This is a genomic window from Acinetobacter sp. ESBL14, from assembly GCF_036668815.1.
In the GTDB taxonomy this organism is placed as follows: Bacteria; Pseudomonadota; Gammaproteobacteria; order Pseudomonadales; family Moraxellaceae; genus Acinetobacter; species Acinetobacter gyllenbergii.
Genome location: NZ_JAZEVS010000001.1, coordinates 238,750 through 254,570 on the forward strand (window position 1 = coordinate 238,750; position 15,821 = coordinate 254,570).

Sequence of the window (15,821 nt, forward strand, 5' to 3'; positions counted from 1 at the left end):
TTATGACAATAAACGCAAGCTAATCTGTTTGGTCAACTCATTTAGTTGTTGACGCAAATTACGTGACTCAATCAAAGAAATGGGTGATTTGAGCTTTAAACGCAAATATTTCTCTTGTAGACCTAAGGCGTATTCTTTCGCCAGTTTATCTGCTATTTCAGGTGCTTGGGTTAGTGATTGAATATTGGTTCGCTGCATGATATCCGCCAGTTCATGGCTATAACTGCTACATGCACCGAGCACATAATAAGTTGCCAATTCCTGATCATCTGGCAAGTCATCAAACACAATATTCAGTGCTGCCAGAATCTTGGCCAACAGTTCATTTTGATCAATCACTGCCCGTAGCTCTTCAAAATGAATATAAAGAAAAGGGTGGTGCATCAAGATTGCCACTGCAAAATCTTCATCTTTGGTCTGAATATTAAATGACAAAGAAGCATCATGGCTGATTTGTGGCGTAAAGCGTTTACCCAGACCGAGCTTTTCACGAAAAGACTGACTCAGTAGATAACGAAATGAGCCATGTTTAGGCAATAATTCCGTTAATTCACGTAGTTCCCCCATCACCAGACTTTTACCTTCTGGCGTACTGACATCATGCTGTCCTGTTAGATGGGCAAACACAAAGTCAGATAACAGCGGCGCTTGTTGTAAGAGTTTTTGGAAGTTTTCTAAGCCCTCACGACGAATCAATGAGTCAGGATCATGTTCATTCGGAAGCACAAAGAATTTCAATTCACGACCATCATTGAGTAATGGCAGGGCAATTTCTAAGGTGCGTCGAGCCGCTTTTTGACCTGCGGCATCTCCATCAAAGGCAATGGTAATTCGAGAATTTTGTTTAAACAGGGTGGTTAAGTGATCAGCATTACTGGCGGTTCCTAGTGTTGCCACCGCACCATTAATCCCATATTGCTGCAACGCAATCACGTCCATATAACCTTCGACCATCAACCAGTCATTGGCCTTGAGTTTACGGCCTTCGTATAAGCCATAAAGCAATTGGTTCTTATGGAATACTTCCGAATCAGGCGAGTTGATATATTTGGGCTTAATCTCATCGTTTAAGGCACGACCACCAAAACCGACCACACGACCTTTATGATCGCGAATCGGGAAGATGACACGTTCACGCAATAAATCGAAATCTCGACCACTGTCACTGGAACGAATCAGGCCAAGTTGTTTTAAACCTTCAATATCTTGCGGAAAGGCTTTTTCCAAATGCTGCCAGTCTTCAGGGGCATAACCCAAACGCCAGAATTGAATGGTCTGTGGGGATAAGCCACGCTGTTTAAAATAGTTCTGTGCCTTTTGACTATTTGGGAGTTGGCGTTCGTAGAATTGCGCTACATTTTCCAATAAATCGTAAAGATTACCTTCCTGTACCTGTTCATCGATAATATTGAATGAGGGATCGAACTGGGCAAAAGGATCATCCATATAACGATCCATATCGACAAAATGTCCGTCGATAAATTCCTCAGTCGCAGGTGCGGGGACGGCATTCTCGACTACAGGTACAACTGTTGGCTGTGGAGCCGCAACTTGCTGAGGGCTACGTCTATAAGAGAGTTTTTTATTGTCCTGATTGTCTTTGGGGAGTTCGATGCCTGTCTTATTCGACAGTTCTTTCATCACATCGACAAAATTACGACCATCAATATCCATCAAGAAGCGAATGGCATTGCCGTTGGCCTGACAGCCGAAGCAATGAAAATATTGCTTATCACGATAAACATGGAAAGAGGGTGATTTTTCTTGATGGAAAGGACAACAGCCCGAATAAGTACGTCCCGTCTTTTTTAACTTCACACGCTGACCGATCAAATCGACGATGTCGGTTCGATCTAAAATTTGATCAATCGTATGTTGTGGAATTGCCATGTGTGTTTAACCATTTAAGACGGGGGAGTAGAACATTGTTGCATTGCAAAATGTCAGGAATCATTGTTGCATAAAATAAAAAACAGGCAAGGGAGACTTGCCTGTTTGATGTATCAGGTGATTGCAAATTAGTTTGCGGCATCGTCCTCAGATGTATTGTTCGCTTCTGGCTTATCGAGTAAGCCAAAGCTTAAACGGTTTTTCCAACTCGGTTTATTTTCCGTGGTTGCTGCTGGTGCTTCAGGTGCTACCACTGGAACAGGTGTGGCTTGTTCAGCTTCAGGCTTACCTAATAAGCCAAAGCTGAGACGATTGGTGAGGCTACGTTGTTCAGTATCGCCTTTTGCTTCATCTTTAACTTGTACAGTTTTTGATTCACGTCCGAGTAAACCGAGTGTGGCGCGGTTGACCCAACTGCCTTCTTTACGTGCAGCACGTAAATTCACTTCACCATTCGATTTGACCAAGTTTGGATAGTTGAGTTTTAAAATCTCAATATATTGTTGCGCAGTCGCTTGATCGCCCAACTTTTGATAGCTATACGCCAAAGTGGCTAAAGCTTCAGGTGTTTGAGGTGTTTGCGGATAATGTTCAATTACCCATTGTGCACGCTCAGCTGCTGCTAGCCATGCTTTACGCTCAATGTTGAAACGTGCAGCATTCATTTCGCTTTCAGCCAATTCTTGACCGATAAATTTCATGCGCTGTGCTGCATCGACAGAATACTGACTACTTGGGAAGCGACGGATTAACTCGACAAAGTTTTGATAAGCCAGTTTGACATAGCTCACATCACGGTGTGATTGCTGTAAAGAAGTATAACGAATCAAGCTATCGTAGTTCATTTCCATGTTGGCTACACCACGAACATAGTAGGCATAATCGACATTGGGATGTTGTGGATTTAAACGAATGAAACGATCTGCAAGTGCAATCGTACCTTCATAATCTTTTTGTTTAAATTTCGCATAAAGCAGCTCAAGTTGAGCTTGTTGCGTATATTGCCCCGTTGGATAATAGGTATCTAAAGCTTCAAGTGACTTGACTGCATCGGTATATTGGTTGCGTTCAAGTGATTTTATCGCTTTTTCAAAATAAACTTGTTCACTCGATTGTGGTCCTTTATCAACCACTTCTTTCTTACTTGGATTGCTGCTACAGCCCACAAATGCAGACGCTACACCTAAAGATAGTGCAAGCACCGTAATTTTATAACGTGGTAGCGACATAAAAACTCCTCTGTTATTCTGGGCAATGAGCTACAATGGTGCTATTAAACCATTTTTGTACCGATCATCAAATGACTTCAGCACAATCTTCCAATTCAAACTTCTCTGAAACAGATTTCTTACTCGAAGATTCTGTCGATGCAGATAATCATAATTCCGACTCAACTGCAACACGTTTATCGTTGCAAATTCAACTTGATGAAAACTATTTAGGTCAACGCATTGATCAGGTTGCCGCAATGGTTTGGAGCGAATTTTCTCGTGAAAAACTCAAGCAATGGATGAAAGATGGTCATCTGTTGGTAAATGGTAACATTGTTAAGCCCAAGTACCGCTGTGAAGGGAATGAACTGCTCACGCTTGAAGTCGAACTTGAAGCGCAAACCTCGAGCCAGCCAGAAAATATCCCCTTAAATATTGTCTATGAAGATGACGATATTATTGTCATCAATAAAGAAGTCGGCATGGTGGTTCATCCAGGCGCTGGTAATCCAACTGGAACTTTAGTCAATGCCTTACTTTATCATGCCCCAAAATTAGCTGAGCTTTCTCGCGCAGGTTTGGTGCATCGTATTGATAAGGACACCAGTGGCTTATTGGTGGTTGCGAAAAATCTAGAAGCACAATTCTCACTCAGCAAGCAATTGGCTAAGAAAACGGTTTACCGTGTTTATGATTTGATTGCCTATGGCAACATCATTGCGGGTGGCACCATTGATGAACCGATCAAACGCCATCCTGTCGATCGCATCAAAATGGCGATTTTACCAGGCGGACGTGATGCAGTAACGCATTACAACGTGAAAGAACGCTTCCGTGACTTTACGCGCGTTCAGGCGCAGCTGGAAACAGGTCGTACCCATCAGATCCGCGTGCATTTTAGCTATCTAGGTCATGGTTTGGTGGGTGATCCAGTGTATGTCAATCGTGTGCGTTTCCCCGCAGGTGCTTCAGAAAAACTGACGGATATGTTGCGTAGTTTCAAACGACAAGCCTTGCATGCTGCAAAGTTGGGGCTGGTACATCCTCGTACGGGTGAAGAAATGATGTTTGAAGCACCGTGGCCAGAAGACTTTACCCAATTGCTTGAAGTCCTGCGTAGTGAAAATGAAGCGTATTAAGTAAAGCGCTACCGCCCTCTAAATCTACCTCCTTAAAAAAAGAGGTGGATTTCCGTGAATTCAATGTTTTAGAGTGCTTTAAATTCCCTCTCTTTTTAGGAGGGGGGCGGGAGAGGTTGACGGTAGACAATATAGCTCAGGAGATATTTATGGAATTTGTACAAGGTCTGCCGAAAGGGGTCTATGTGGCTCAAACACGGATTGAACATCCTCAGAGCATTGCAACATCCAATCAAAATCTATCCGGATTTAATTTGGCTTTGCATGTCAATGATGATGCGCAACGTGTTCAGCAGCATCGCATGTTATTACTGAATCAGTTATCTGCATTTGGTGTGGATAAAATTACATGGATGACGCAAACACATAGCACCATTTGTCATACCATCAATGAACAGATTCCATTTGTAGCTCTTGAAGGCGATGCTTTGGTCACCCAAAAAGCAGGTCATGCCTTAATGATGATGACGGCTGATTGCTTGCCTGTGGTTTTGGGTAATGCCGAAGGGACAGAAGTTGCCAATTTACATGCTGGTTGGCGTGGCTTGGCTAATGGCATTGTCGAAAATACAGTGGCTGAAATGCAGTCTCAACCCACTTGGGCGTGGTTAGGTGCTGCCATTAGCCAACCTTGCTTTGAAGTTGGTGCTGAAGTAAAAGCAGCTTTCTGTGACAAATACCCTGAATTGGCTTCGGCATTTATTGCGGGTCAAGTTGAAGGGAAATACCAAGCTGATTTATATGCGATTGCTGGCTTTATTCTTAATCGCTTAGGTGTCAAGACTGTTTTGGGTGGAGATCAGTGTTCTTATCAACAGGCCCAAGACTATTTTTCTTATCGCCGTGATGCAAAAACGGGACGGATGGCAACGCTGGTATTTATGCAGTAAAAGACATTCTTGGCATGCTTGATTCGCCTTGTAGCCTTTAAAAATGTTAAACTTGATCTAATTCATTGGTTTTTAAATTTTCCATGTCTGTGATTGAACAAGTTAGTTCCCAAGTTAAAGTTTGTGTGGTCTATCATAGTCCTTATGGACATACGGCCAAAGTTGCGCAATACATTGCTCAGGGTGCGGAGCAGGCAGGTGCGGAAGTACATCTACTTTCTGTGGCTGCACCCCAATGGGATTTACTCGACCAAGCCGATGTGATTGTGATGGGCTGTCCGACCTATATGGGAAGTCTCACCTCTGCGCTGAAGCAGTTTATGGAGGATTCTTCTAAACGTTGGTTGGCGCGTACTTGGCAGGGAAAATTGGCCGCTGGTTTTACCAATGGTGGTGGTCTCAGTGGCGATAAGCTGGCTGTGCTACAGCAAATTAATTTATTTGCGATGCAGCATGGCATGTTGTGGGCTGGTTTACCGTTTATGCCAACAGGACGAAGCCCTTCAGATATTAACCGTATGTCGAGCTTTTTAGGATTGATGACCCAGTCTGACAATGCCAGTGTAGAAGTCACTCCACCTGAAGGGGATCTGGAAACTGCGCGCAAGTTTGGGAAATACTTGGCGGAGTTACGGTTAAAACATATTCCTATTTAATTAAGAATGATAAAAAAACCTCCAATTGGAGGTTTTTTTATTACTTATGCAGCAGACGAGATTTATCACGTTGCCAGTCACGGTCTTTTTCAGTGGCACGCTTGTCATGTAATTGCTTACCTTTCACCAGTGCAATTTCAAGTTTGACCAAATGGCCTTTCCAATAACATGCCAAAGGTACACATGAATAGCCTTTTTGATTCACTGCACCCAAAAGCTTTTCTAGCTCACGACGAGAGAGCAGTAATTTACGCGTACGTGTTGCTTCTGGAACCACATGCGTTGAGGCAGACAACAAGGGCTGAATTTGTGAGCCCAATAAAAAAGCTTCACCATTCTTAAAAATGACATAACTTTCAGTCAAGCTCATGCGCCCAGCGCGCAGGGATTTTACTTCCCAACCTTGTAGGGACATGCCTGCTTCAAATTTTTCTTCGATAAAGTAATCGTGGCGCGCTCTTTTATTTTGAGCAATCGTGCCACCATTATGTTTTTTTACAACTGTTGCTTGCGCCATAATTTAAACTTCCACAATTGGCTCTATTGTGCCGTAAAACGCAACCTTTTTCCAATGTTTAGGAATTTCGCATTTAGAGCCAGCATTTGTTAAAATACACGCCTTATCTCATTAACTAGAGTACAACGCATGTCTAAAACACGTGTGATTTATCCGGGGACTTTCGATCCAATAACCAATGGGCATGTTGATTTGGTTGCAAGAGCATCAAAAATGTTTGATGAAGTTGTGGTTGCAATTGCGATTGGTCATCATAAAAATCCAGTGTTTAGTTTAGAAGAGCGTGTTGAATTAGCAAAAGCATCATTGAGTCATTTAAACAATGTTGAGTTTGTTGGTTTTGATGGCCTATTGGTCAACTTTTTCCGTGAACAGCATGCAACAGCTGTACTCCGAGGTTTAAGAGCAATCTCAGATTTTGAATATGAATTTCAATTGGCGAATATGAACCGTCAGCTTGATCCACATTTTGAATCGGTATTTTTAACTCCATCTGAGCAATATTCATTTATCTCATCGACATTGGTAAGAGAAATTGCTCGCTTAAAAGGTGATGTGACCAAATTTGTGCCTGCCGTTGTGGTTGAGGCCTTTGAACGTAAACATCAACAAGGTTGGTAGCGTGTCCTTATATATTACAGATGAATGCATTAACTGTGATGTCTGTGAACCTGTTTGTCCCAATGAAGCCATTTATATGGGTGAGCTGATTTATGAGATTGATCCTGCACTCTGTACAGAGTGCATCGGTCACCATGATCAGCCACAGTGTCAGTTGTTTTGCCCTGTTGATTGTATTCCGCTCGATCCCCAACATGTCGAATCGCATGATGACTTGATGGCGAAATACAAAAAGTTGACTGCGCAAAAAAATACGAGCAATTAACGGCGAACTTTGATAAGATGCGCCACGAAGTGGGCTGGACGGTCGCTGCTGTGGAGGTCTCCGTGACTGAAACAGGGGAGGAAAGTCCGGGCTTCATAGGGCAAGGTGCCAGGTAACGCCTGGGCGGCGAAAGCCGACGGCAAGTGCAGCAGAGAGTAGACCGCCTCATTCGTGAGGTAAGGGTGAAAGGGTGCGGTAAGAGCGCACCGCGTGTCTGGTAACAGTTCACGGCAAGGTAAACCCCACCAGAAGCAAGACCAAATAGGAATCCTGAGGCACGGCCCGTGCTGGATTCGGGTAGGTCGCTTGAGCGTATGAGTGATTGTACGCCTAGAGGAATGATCGTCCTCGACAGAACCCGGCTTATAGGCCCACTTCTTAAATTTTTTAAAATTGTGCTTGACGTGTGTATTGAAAGTTAAGATAATGCGCCCACAGTTTTCGGCTATGTAGCTCAGTTGGTTAGAGCACCGCACTCATAATGCGGGGGTCACAAGTTCAAGTCTCGTCATAGCCACCATTTTATAGACCACGCTCCTGCGTGGTCTCTTTTTGTCTGCAGTTTTTGTAGACTTTAAAACAATCTTTATGATGTGAAGTTTTCGATTATGTTTATTTGAATAGCAGCTCAGTCACGATTCAATTTCGTGGTTGAGGCATAGATGTGTTGAAATTTGATCAATTAAAGATTAAAAGCCTAAAAACTGTTCATATATTCTATATTTTCAAGGCGATAGACTTGACCCATTATGCGGAACACTAGATAATGCGCACACAGTTTACGGCTATGTAGCTCAGTTGGTTAGAGCACCGCACTCATAATGCGGGGGTCACAAGTTCAAGTCTCGTCATAGCCACCATTTTAAAAACCACGCTCCTGCGTGGTTTCTTTTTATCTAGATTTTGCTTGAAAAAATAATACACCAGACATGCAAAAGCCTGTAAATGAGTTATTCATTTACAGGCTTTATTTTTTATAGATGCTTTTCGATGGTGGCTAGGGTTTGTGGGCTTTCATAGAACGGTTTTAGGATCAACGTAATGATCGGTTCTAATACGCCGTGCTCATCTAATGCTTTCACAACTTTTGGATAGAATCGTACAGCCTCATTCAGCAGATCGGTTTCTTCCAAGCCAATTGCTGTGAAGACATCTGCTAGACTTTCATCTTTATAGAAGTCATAAAATACTTTAACACCGTATAAAATCAAATCTTGTATGAAGGCGGACTGGCGTAATTCTTTCCAGTACTCATAAATCATGACAAAGAATTCTTCGACGTCGAGTGGTGTTACTTGTTTGGTATATTCGGAGAGGGGCTGAGCTTTGTTGTCATCCCAGATATTGCGCGCAAGACTCTCAAGGTCGTCATTTGAAAGTAGGCTGAGATCGACCAGTTGTTCTTGAATGAATCGGCCAATGCTTTCTTCAATTTTTTGTTCAATACGTTGTTGTTGGCGATGTGAAAAGCTTTTGAGTTTTTGTTGCCATTCATATTTGCTTGCAGAAATCCGATCTTCATCCGATTGAGCAAACAGTTTCGGTAATTTGTTTTGTAGTGTTGTGGTGGCAATGTATTGGCACAGTTGCTGAATCGAAGGGCTTTCTTTTAAAAACTGATTTAAATAATGGCGAATATTTTCCAGCTCTAAAAACTTGGACAGCCACATTTCAAACTGGTGGTCTGAGAATACATCTTGTAATTGTGCCGAGGATTGCAGTGAAAACACATGCAGTCTTTGAGCAATTTCCCCAATAAATTCTAATAAGCCTGCACCGAGCTGCATTTCAAAGGCATAGCGTTTTACTACAGCCTGAATTTGGGCGAGTTCAACCACTTCCTTAAGTTGAATATTGGGTGCATGTTGGAGAAAGAGTTGAATAAACTGCTGGAAGAAATCAGCAGAAAGTTGGGTAGTGAGTTGGTTTTTATAAAATGCAACTTGCTCAAGCATTAAAGCTTGAGCAAGTAATTGTGACTTTTCAGAAACAATTTTTTCAGTCATTCGCGGTCCATCCGTTGACGATAGGATAGCGTCGTTCGCGACTGAAGGCACGTGAACTAATACGAGGCCCGATCGCGCCCTGACGACGCTTGTATTCATTACGATCAACCAAACGAATCACTTTCTCGACCACCTCGGTTGGGTAACCTTTGGCGATAATGTCTGCTTGGCTGAGATCTTCCTCAATATAAGCATATAAGATGGCATCAAGTACATCATAAGCAGGTAAAGAGTCCTGATCTTTTTGATCTGGGCGCAGTTCTGCCGATGGTGGACGTGTAATGACACGTTCTGGAATCACAGGTGTTTCTTCTAGTGTGTTACGGTATTTTGCCAGTTCAAAGACAATGGTTTTGTACACATCTTTGAGCACAGAGAAACCACCAACCATGTCGCCATACAGGGTGCAGTAGCCCACTGATATTTCAGACTTGTTGCCTGTAGAGAGCACCAGATTACCAAACTTATTTGATAAGCCCATCAATAGCGTGCCACGAGTACGTGCTTGTAAGTTTTCTTCAGTCGCGTCAGCAGGTGAGTTGCCAAAGAATGGGAACAAGGTTTGCATAAAACTATTCACGATTGGGTGAATTTCTGCAATACCAAAAGTCACACCCATGCGACGAGCTTGTTCAGTCGCATCTTCGACACTCATTTGTGAGGTGTAGGTATATGGCATCATCACCGCTTGGACTTTCTCTGCACCAATCGCATCGACTGCAATGGCCAAAGTTAGGGCTGAGTCAATTCCACCTGATAAGCCTAGAATCACACCAGGGAAGCCTGAACGTTGTACATAATCACGGGTTGCCATGACCAGTGCTTGATAAATCTCGGCAAAGGTTTCTAAGGCTGGAATCGCTTCGCTTATTTTATATTGCTTTTGTTCAGCATTGTATTCAGCATAAGCCAATGCTTCTTGGAAGCTTGCAATTTGTAATGCCAATTGACCATTATTATTGCTCACAAAACTTGAGCCATCAAAAATCAAATCATCTTGTCCACCCACTTGGTTGACATAGATCAAATTGAGATTTAACTGTTTTGCCAGTTCATTTAAGGTCTGAATACGGTGTTGTGGTTTACCCACTTCATAAGGTGAAGCATTTAACACCAGCACAGTTTCAACATTCAGCTGGCTGAGTTGTTTGACGGTATTGAGTGACCAAACATCTTCACAGATCAACACACCGAACTTGTGACCTAAATATTCGAACACAAGGTGTTGGTGACCTTCTTGGAAATAACGTTTTTCATCAAACACGCCATAATTTGGCAGGTTTTGTTTGTTATAAACCCCTAATACTTGCCCATCTTTCATGACAGCAGCAGAGTTATAGCGATGACCATCCTCAGTTTGGTGCACAAAACCGAACACCATCAAGATATCTTTTACTTCGCTGAGCTGGGCAAACGCTTTTTGAGTGCGTTTTTGTAGATTGGGGCGGAGTAATAGATCTTCAGCAGGGTAACCTAGCGTAGAAAGCTCAGGGAAGATGATCAAATCAGCCTGTTGTTGTTTCGCTAAATTTGCTTGCTCAACCATCTTTTGAGTATTTGCATCAATATTGCCAATGTGCGGAGAGAATTGAGCAAGGGCAACTTTAAAATTTTTCATTCAAACCTAATCCTGAGTTTTAACAAGTTCTGATATACAAGTTTTTGATTTATATGGGTATAGTTATTAAAAACAAGTGTATATCATGGCGCCAAACATTTTATATCTTAAAGAAAAATGACAAGTTTACTAATATATACTAAATGCACATTTTTCTGCGTAAAAATAACAAGTTTTTCTGTATAAAACAGCAACATTTCTCAATGTTTGCGTGATTATGGTGCATGATTGTGAATAAATTGAATAGAGCAATATAAAGTTTTTTTCATGCTATTTTTGCATCTGGGTGTGACACATCAATTACAGAGTCGATAAATATAAAAAATCTGAGAAAAAATAATTACTTTCACGTCTTTATTTGCTTTATAAGAATATTGAGTACATGTGTACTTTTTAAAAAAATCAATTAATTCATTGCATTATCTATTTGTTGTGCGTTTTTTATACCGTTTATCGGGAATATCTTTGCGACACTTGAGTGTACATTTGTGCACTGCTATTATCCTAATTAATGTGAACAGGCGTACACTTTGATGCTAATCCAGTGTACTCAAACACGAAAATGAAGAGGTAACAACAATGTCCGTTTTATTATTTCCTGTGATTGCTTTTGGATTGGCTGTTGTGGTTGGTCGTGTAGGCACCGTAATGTTCCAAGAAAAAGATCAGCAAGTTTAATTGATCGCTCAATTTTGATTGATTCATACATGAGGTAAAGACAATGTCGGTTTTATTATTTCCTGTGGTTGCATTTGGTTTAGCAGTGGTTGTTGGTCGTATTGGGACAGTGATGTTCCGTGAGCAAGATCAACAATCTTAATTTATTGATTTTAATAAGAGGTAACCCATTATGGTTTCAACAATTTTATTGCCTGTCATTGCCTTTGGTTTGGCCATTGGTGTAGGGCGTGTAGGTACCATTGTTAAGGATGCAATGCGCGTAGATTTTTCGACTGATATGGATGATAGTCATGAACACCCAATTGAGACTGGTAAAGGCACTGCAGCATAAGTTCAAGTGCGAATTACTCACTTAAAAAGCCCTGTAAATGCAAATTACAGGGCTTTTTCATTTTTGAGAATAATATTGGGAATTCTGTTCAAAAAGATATCGCGTGCAATATCACCTTGCTGTTCAATATTGTAACTAGAAAAAGCTTTACCTTGGATCAAGTGATATTGATAAGGGTTATAGTGTTTAAAGCTGAGATAATAGCCCGCCTGAAGGATTGCACCTTTGACAATCACATTGGTGTGCTGTTGAAACTGTAAAATATGTGCCAATTCGTGAATAAAAATTCCCTGCAAGGAGATGGAGCAAGTTGAGTAGTCTTCGTGGAAATATTTTTGATGGACGAATAGGTTGCCATTGGGTGCCATAAAAATATTGACAGGTTGCCAAGGTAAATAGGGGATATTAAAAATTTTGACTTTTGTATAATCAATTAACTGCCCAAAGATGGGACGCGCCATTTCGATTTCGCCAGAAGTCAAACCACGATATTGAAATTGATTCATTTTGAGATAAAAGATTAAGCTGGAAATGAATCGAGCTTTTAATCCTTGTATCGTGTGCTGAATTGGTTTGTTCATCTGAACTGGGCATCTGAAAAACGTGAAATCTGGTTTATTCTAAAATAAAAGTGAACTGAGCAGGGTGAATTTTGGTATGCGAAGCATTAAATTAATGGTTCTTTCACTCTGCTGGGTGAGCAGCGCAGCTTATGCGGATTTAGGGATACAGCACTATAAAAATTGTACGGGATCATCATTGAAAGCCTTACAAGCTGATAGCACGCTTTTTTTCTTAACCATTGATGCTTATAAAAATAACCAATACAACTACGCTGCAATCTTGGATGCATCTGAAACTGAAATGACGCAGTGTCTTATTGTGGATCAAAACCGAAACGTGATTTTAGATACGATACCCAGCATGATTTCTAACAGTTGCAGTGGACAATGGGATAAACAAAGTCGTACACCTGTGTGGATGGCAGATATTGGGGGTGGGAAAGATGGGGTTAACTATTTTCCTTATTTAGCCTCGGAGCAATTAAAGCAAGTCAATAAAAGTGATGTATCGGGGATCAAGCAAATTATTAAAAGCATTGATTGCCAATTATCGACCTATAAAAAACAGGATGCAGCCGAGCTAAATGATGCTGCATTTTTTCTCTATCAATTGGGTTATTATGATACTTCATTAAGATTGTTAAACTATGTCATAAAGTTAGATCCGAATAGAGCTGTGGCTTACTTAAATCGAGCGGATGCTTATTTAGCTTTAAAAAATATAGATCAAGCCAGAAAAAATTATAGGATGTATGCTGATCAAATGAAAAAGTTGGGCTTATCCAACAAAGTCCCGTTAAGAATAAAGAAATATTTATAATCTGAAGATAAGAGCAGAAATATAGAGCAGTCATTGCTAGCAAGAGATGAAATGAATGATGAAACAAACTTTATGGTTGTGCCTATTTTTATCTGTGTGCGTACAGGCCGATGCAAGTAATGAATATTACTGTTTTGCGGATGGCAAAAAATCAATTTTATTGGTTTCACCAGAATATCAAAAGATACAGTCGATTAAGTATTATCCTTATCTCAAAAATATCAAGCTTTCTGAGCCAGTCCATATTGAAGCGGTTGAGATGGGTGAAGTCGCTCAGCCAGAAGTGTATAAAACCATGAATGAGCTGATTGATGGCAAAGTGACAGGACAATATACCTTTGTGTCGCAAGGCTATATTCTTTATGACGTCAGCTATCGAAATTTGAAAACAAAAAAAGAGACCCACTTTGAGCAAGTGTCTTTAAACTTGAATGGGATAAGCTGTTTGTAGTTTGGATTGGGGTTAATGCTGTAGTCTAAGCTACAGCATTAGAAAAAGAACAGTGCTGTTGAGTTAAAACTGAGGTTTTACCACGACTAAAATGACTACCGCAAACAAGATTAGGGTTGGCATTTCATTAAAAAAGCGCCAGAACTTGTGCGACTTATAGTGAGCGTTGCCAATCAGTTTTTTACGGTAATAACCACAGACAAAATGGTAAATCACCAATAAACCGACCAGACCGACTTTGAGGTAAAACCATAAAGCTTCATGATAATGTCGGCTTGCATCGCCCCAGTCGACCAGAAAGTGGGCGGTAATGAGTGTGGCAATCATAGACGGCCACATAATACCGCGATACAACTTACGTTCCATGACTTCAAAGCGTTGATGACTGACGGCATCTTCGCTCATGGCATGGTAAACAAAAAGACGTGGTAAGTAGAACAATGCAGCGAACCAGCACACCACAGCAATAATATGTAATGCTTTTACCCACAAGAAAGCATCAGAAGGTGCATCCATCGATAATCCTCAGTGGGGGCGTGGGTGTGTTGATATTTCGACTATGCTTGCGTTATAGACTAAAACGACTTAAACAAGGCATGGAACGTAGGCAATGGTGACTCCATTGCCAAGTTTCATAACGAAGTTTAGGGAAGTTTTAGTCATAACCCTTCGGGACAGGGATATTTTTTTGCTGCTACTACGTTATGTTTCACAGCATTAGTCGCTGTTTATCACTTAGAATGACTAAGTTTCATAAGTCATGCCTTGTATTAGCTAAAAAATATCCTCTGTCGCAAGCATCTGTGAAATGTCAACGGACCCTCTACGCATCCCACTTCTTGAAAATGAGGCAAGCGTTTACGCCGCCAAAGCCAAAACTGTTACTCATGACAGTATTCAGTTTTGCATCACGCTTTTCAAGTACAATATCGAAACCTTGTGCGCCTTCATCCAGCTCAGTCACGTTGATGTTTGGCGCAATAAAGTCATTTTGCATCATTAATACTGAGTAAATCGCTTCCTGTACACCCGCTGCACCTAAGCTATGACCTGTCATCGATTTGGTTGAGCTGAGTGGAGGAACTTGTCCTTCACCAAATGCACGCTCCATGGCTTTAAGCTCAGTCACGTCGCCCGCTGGTGTTGAAGTACCATGTGTGTTGACATAGTCAATTTGCTCTACACCATGCTGTTTTGCTTCATCCAATGCCATGATGATACAACGTGTCGCACCTTCACCACTTGGCGCAACCATGTCAGCACCATCACTGTTTGCCGCATAGCCAATCACTTCTGCTAAAATATTCGCACCACGTGCTTGCGCATGTTCAAGCGATTCCAGCACCACGAAACCACCGCCACCTGCGATCACGAAACCATCACGGTCTTTTGAATATGGACGTGAAGCCGTTTCTGGTGTGTCATTATATTTTGAACATAAGGCGCCCATCGCATCAAACAACAAGCTTTGTGACCAATGATCTTCTTCACCACCACCCGCAAGCATTAAATCTTGTTTGCCCAATTGGATCAGGTTGTAGGCATAACCAATGGCATCAGCAGACGTTGCGCATGCACTGGTAATTGAGTGCGCAACACCTTGCAGTTTAAAAGCAACCCCAACGTTCGCAGTAATGGTATTACTCATATTACGAGGTACAAAGAAAGGACCGATTTTACGCGCGCCTTTTTCTTCTAATAGTTTGATCATTTCTGCAACAGATGCAGTTGAGTTGCCGCCAGAGCCGCCAGCAATACCGTAACGTGGATTGTTTGCCAAATCTTCTTGTTTCAGTCCGGCATGTTCAACAGCTGCGACAGCTGCGTTATACGCATACATCGCACAGACGCCCATAAAGCGTTTGAGTTTACGATCAATGCCATCAAAATCTTGTTCAGCGGCTGCACTGACATGGCTCTTGAAATTCAGTTCTGCATAAGTTGGGTTTAAACGTGTGCCTGAGATTCCATTTTTTAAAGAATGAGTGACCTCTTCTAAAGAGTTACCGATACATGAGTTAATGCCCATACCAGTGATTACAACACGTTTCATTTACAGATCCCTTTTATGGTAATACTAAGCCTGTGCATCTCGCTATGAATACAAGTCAGGAGAAAAATAACGATTAAAATGGCTTATGAGTGAATGACACCATGATAGC

Annotated in this window: 16 protein-coding genes, 2 tRNA genes and 1 other RNA gene; 11 read left to right on the forward strand and 8 right to left on the reverse strand. The window is 41.6% G+C overall.

What is annotated here, in order from left to right; genetic code table 11:
* Complete coding sequence (locus V6E90_RS01200; RefSeq protein WP_332604259.1) at positions 1 to 1,890, reverse strand: DNA primase; 1,890 nt, start codon at positions 1,888 to 1,890, stop codon at positions 1 to 3.
* A 128-nt stretch (positions 1,891 to 2,018) separates the two neighbouring features.
* Positions 2,019 to 3,119: an outer membrane protein assembly factor BamD gene (locus V6E90_RS01205; protein WP_065343496.1), complete on the reverse strand. Its 1,101-nt coding sequence runs from the start codon at positions 3,117 to 3,119 to the stop codon at positions 2,019 to 2,021.
* A gap of 71 nt (positions 3,120 to 3,190) precedes the next feature.
* Here V6E90_RS01205 and rluD point away from each other — a divergent pair, with 71 nt between their 5' ends.
* The 3 genes from rluD (at position 3,191) to V6E90_RS01220 (ending at position 5,786) form a co-directional block, all read left to right on the forward strand.
* Complete coding sequence (rluD, locus tag V6E90_RS01210; RefSeq protein ID WP_032861272.1) at positions 3,191 to 4,240, forward strand: 23S rRNA pseudouridine(1911/1915/1917) synthase RluD; 1,050 nt, start codon at positions 3,191 to 3,193, stop codon at positions 4,238 to 4,240.
* A 149-nt stretch (positions 4,241 to 4,389) separates the two neighbouring features.
* Positions 4,390 to 5,130: a peptidoglycan editing factor PgeF gene (gene pgeF / locus V6E90_RS01215; RefSeq protein WP_016543192.1), complete on the forward strand. Its 741-nt coding sequence runs from the start codon at positions 4,390 to 4,392 to the stop codon at positions 5,128 to 5,130.
* 83 nt (positions 5,131 to 5,213) lie between these two features.
* Positions 5,214 to 5,786, forward strand: coding sequence for a flavodoxin family protein (locus V6E90_RS01220; RefSeq protein WP_065343494.1), 573 nt, complete (start codon positions 5,214 to 5,216; stop codon positions 5,784 to 5,786).
* A gap of 40 nt (positions 5,787 to 5,826) precedes the next feature.
* On the opposite strand, the gene smpB is transcribed toward V6E90_RS01220, so the two are convergent.
* Positions 5,827 to 6,303 (reverse strand): SsrA-binding protein SmpB, encoded by a 477-nt coding sequence (smpB, locus tag V6E90_RS01225; protein ID WP_016543190.1) that lies wholly within the window; start codon positions 6,301 to 6,303, stop codon positions 5,827 to 5,829.
* 129 nt (positions 6,304 to 6,432) lie between these two features.
* Here smpB and coaD point away from each other — a divergent pair, with 129 nt between their 5' ends.
* The 5 genes from coaD (at position 6,433) to V6E90_RS01250 (ending at position 8,049) form a co-directional block, all read left to right on the forward strand.
* Positions 6,433 to 6,924 (forward strand): pantetheine-phosphate adenylyltransferase, encoded by a 492-nt coding sequence (gene coaD / locus V6E90_RS01230; RefSeq protein ID WP_005273330.1) that lies wholly within the window; start codon positions 6,433 to 6,435, stop codon positions 6,922 to 6,924.
* A 1-nt stretch (position 6,925) separates the two neighbouring features.
* Positions 6,926 to 7,189: a YfhL family 4Fe-4S dicluster ferredoxin gene (locus tag V6E90_RS01235; RefSeq protein ID WP_004655229.1), complete on the forward strand. Its 264-nt coding sequence runs from the start codon at positions 6,926 to 6,928 to the stop codon at positions 7,187 to 7,189.
* Positions 7,190 to 7,215: 26 nt separating this feature from the next.
* Positions 7,216 to 7,571, forward strand: an RNA gene (gene rnpB, locus V6E90_RS01240) — RNase P RNA component class A.
* A gap of 61 nt (positions 7,572 to 7,632) precedes the next feature.
* A tRNA-Met gene (locus V6E90_RS01245) sits at positions 7,633 to 7,709 on the forward strand.
* 263 nt (positions 7,710 to 7,972) lie between these two features.
* Positions 7,973 to 8,049: transfer RNA gene (locus V6E90_RS01250), tRNA-Met, on the forward strand.
* 114 nt (positions 8,050 to 8,163) lie between these two features.
* Here V6E90_RS01250 and V6E90_RS01255 read toward each other — a convergent pair.
* Both V6E90_RS01255 and V6E90_RS01260 read right to left on the reverse strand, forming a co-directional pair.
* Positions 8,164 to 9,195, reverse strand: coding sequence for a hypothetical protein (locus V6E90_RS01255; RefSeq protein ID WP_262758691.1), 1,032 nt, complete (start codon positions 9,193 to 9,195; stop codon positions 8,164 to 8,166).
* Positions 9,188 to 10,813 (reverse strand): NAD+ synthase, encoded by a 1,626-nt coding sequence (locus tag V6E90_RS01260; RefSeq protein ID WP_332604260.1) that lies wholly within the window; start codon positions 10,811 to 10,813, stop codon positions 9,188 to 9,190. The genes V6E90_RS01255 and V6E90_RS01260 overlap by 8 nt, the downstream gene beginning before the upstream one ends.
* Before the next feature lie 850 nt (positions 10,814 to 11,663).
* Here V6E90_RS01260 and V6E90_RS01265 point away from each other — a divergent pair.
* Positions 11,664 to 11,825: a hypothetical protein gene (locus tag V6E90_RS01265; RefSeq protein WP_332604261.1), complete on the forward strand. Its 162-nt coding sequence runs from the start codon at positions 11,664 to 11,666 to the stop codon at positions 11,823 to 11,825.
* Between the two features lie 44 nt (positions 11,826 to 11,869).
* Here the strand turns inward: V6E90_RS01265 and V6E90_RS01270 are convergent, their stop codons facing one another.
* The gene (locus V6E90_RS01270) at positions 11,870 to 12,406 is read right to left on the reverse strand and encodes a hypothetical protein (RefSeq protein WP_332604262.1); all 537 of its coding nucleotides are present in this window, start codon (positions 12,404 to 12,406) and stop codon (positions 11,870 to 11,872) included.
* Between the two features lie 76 nt (positions 12,407 to 12,482).
* Between V6E90_RS01270 and V6E90_RS01275 the strand changes: the two genes are divergently transcribed.
* Positions 12,483 to 13,208: a tetratricopeptide repeat protein gene (locus V6E90_RS01275; RefSeq protein ID WP_332604263.1), complete on the forward strand. Its 726-nt coding sequence runs from the start codon at positions 12,483 to 12,485 to the stop codon at positions 13,206 to 13,208.
* Between the two features lie 55 nt (positions 13,209 to 13,263).
* Positions 13,264 to 13,659: a hypothetical protein gene (locus V6E90_RS01280; RefSeq protein ID WP_332604264.1), complete on the forward strand. Its 396-nt coding sequence runs from the start codon at positions 13,264 to 13,266 to the stop codon at positions 13,657 to 13,659.
* A gap of 63 nt (positions 13,660 to 13,722) precedes the next feature.
* Here the strand turns inward: V6E90_RS01280 and hemJ are convergent, their stop codons facing one another.
* The gene (hemJ, locus tag V6E90_RS01285) at positions 13,723 to 14,175 is read right to left on the reverse strand and encodes a protoporphyrinogen oxidase HemJ (RefSeq protein ID WP_016543182.1); all 453 of its coding nucleotides are present in this window, start codon (positions 14,173 to 14,175) and stop codon (positions 13,723 to 13,725) included.
* Positions 14,176 to 14,482: 307 nt separating this feature from the next.
* A complete protein-coding gene (locus V6E90_RS01290) occupies positions 14,483 to 15,712 on the reverse strand; it encodes a beta-ketoacyl-ACP synthase II (RefSeq protein ID WP_004805136.1) in 1,230 nt (409 codons plus the stop codon).
* Positions 15,713 to 15,821: the final 109 nt, after the last annotated feature.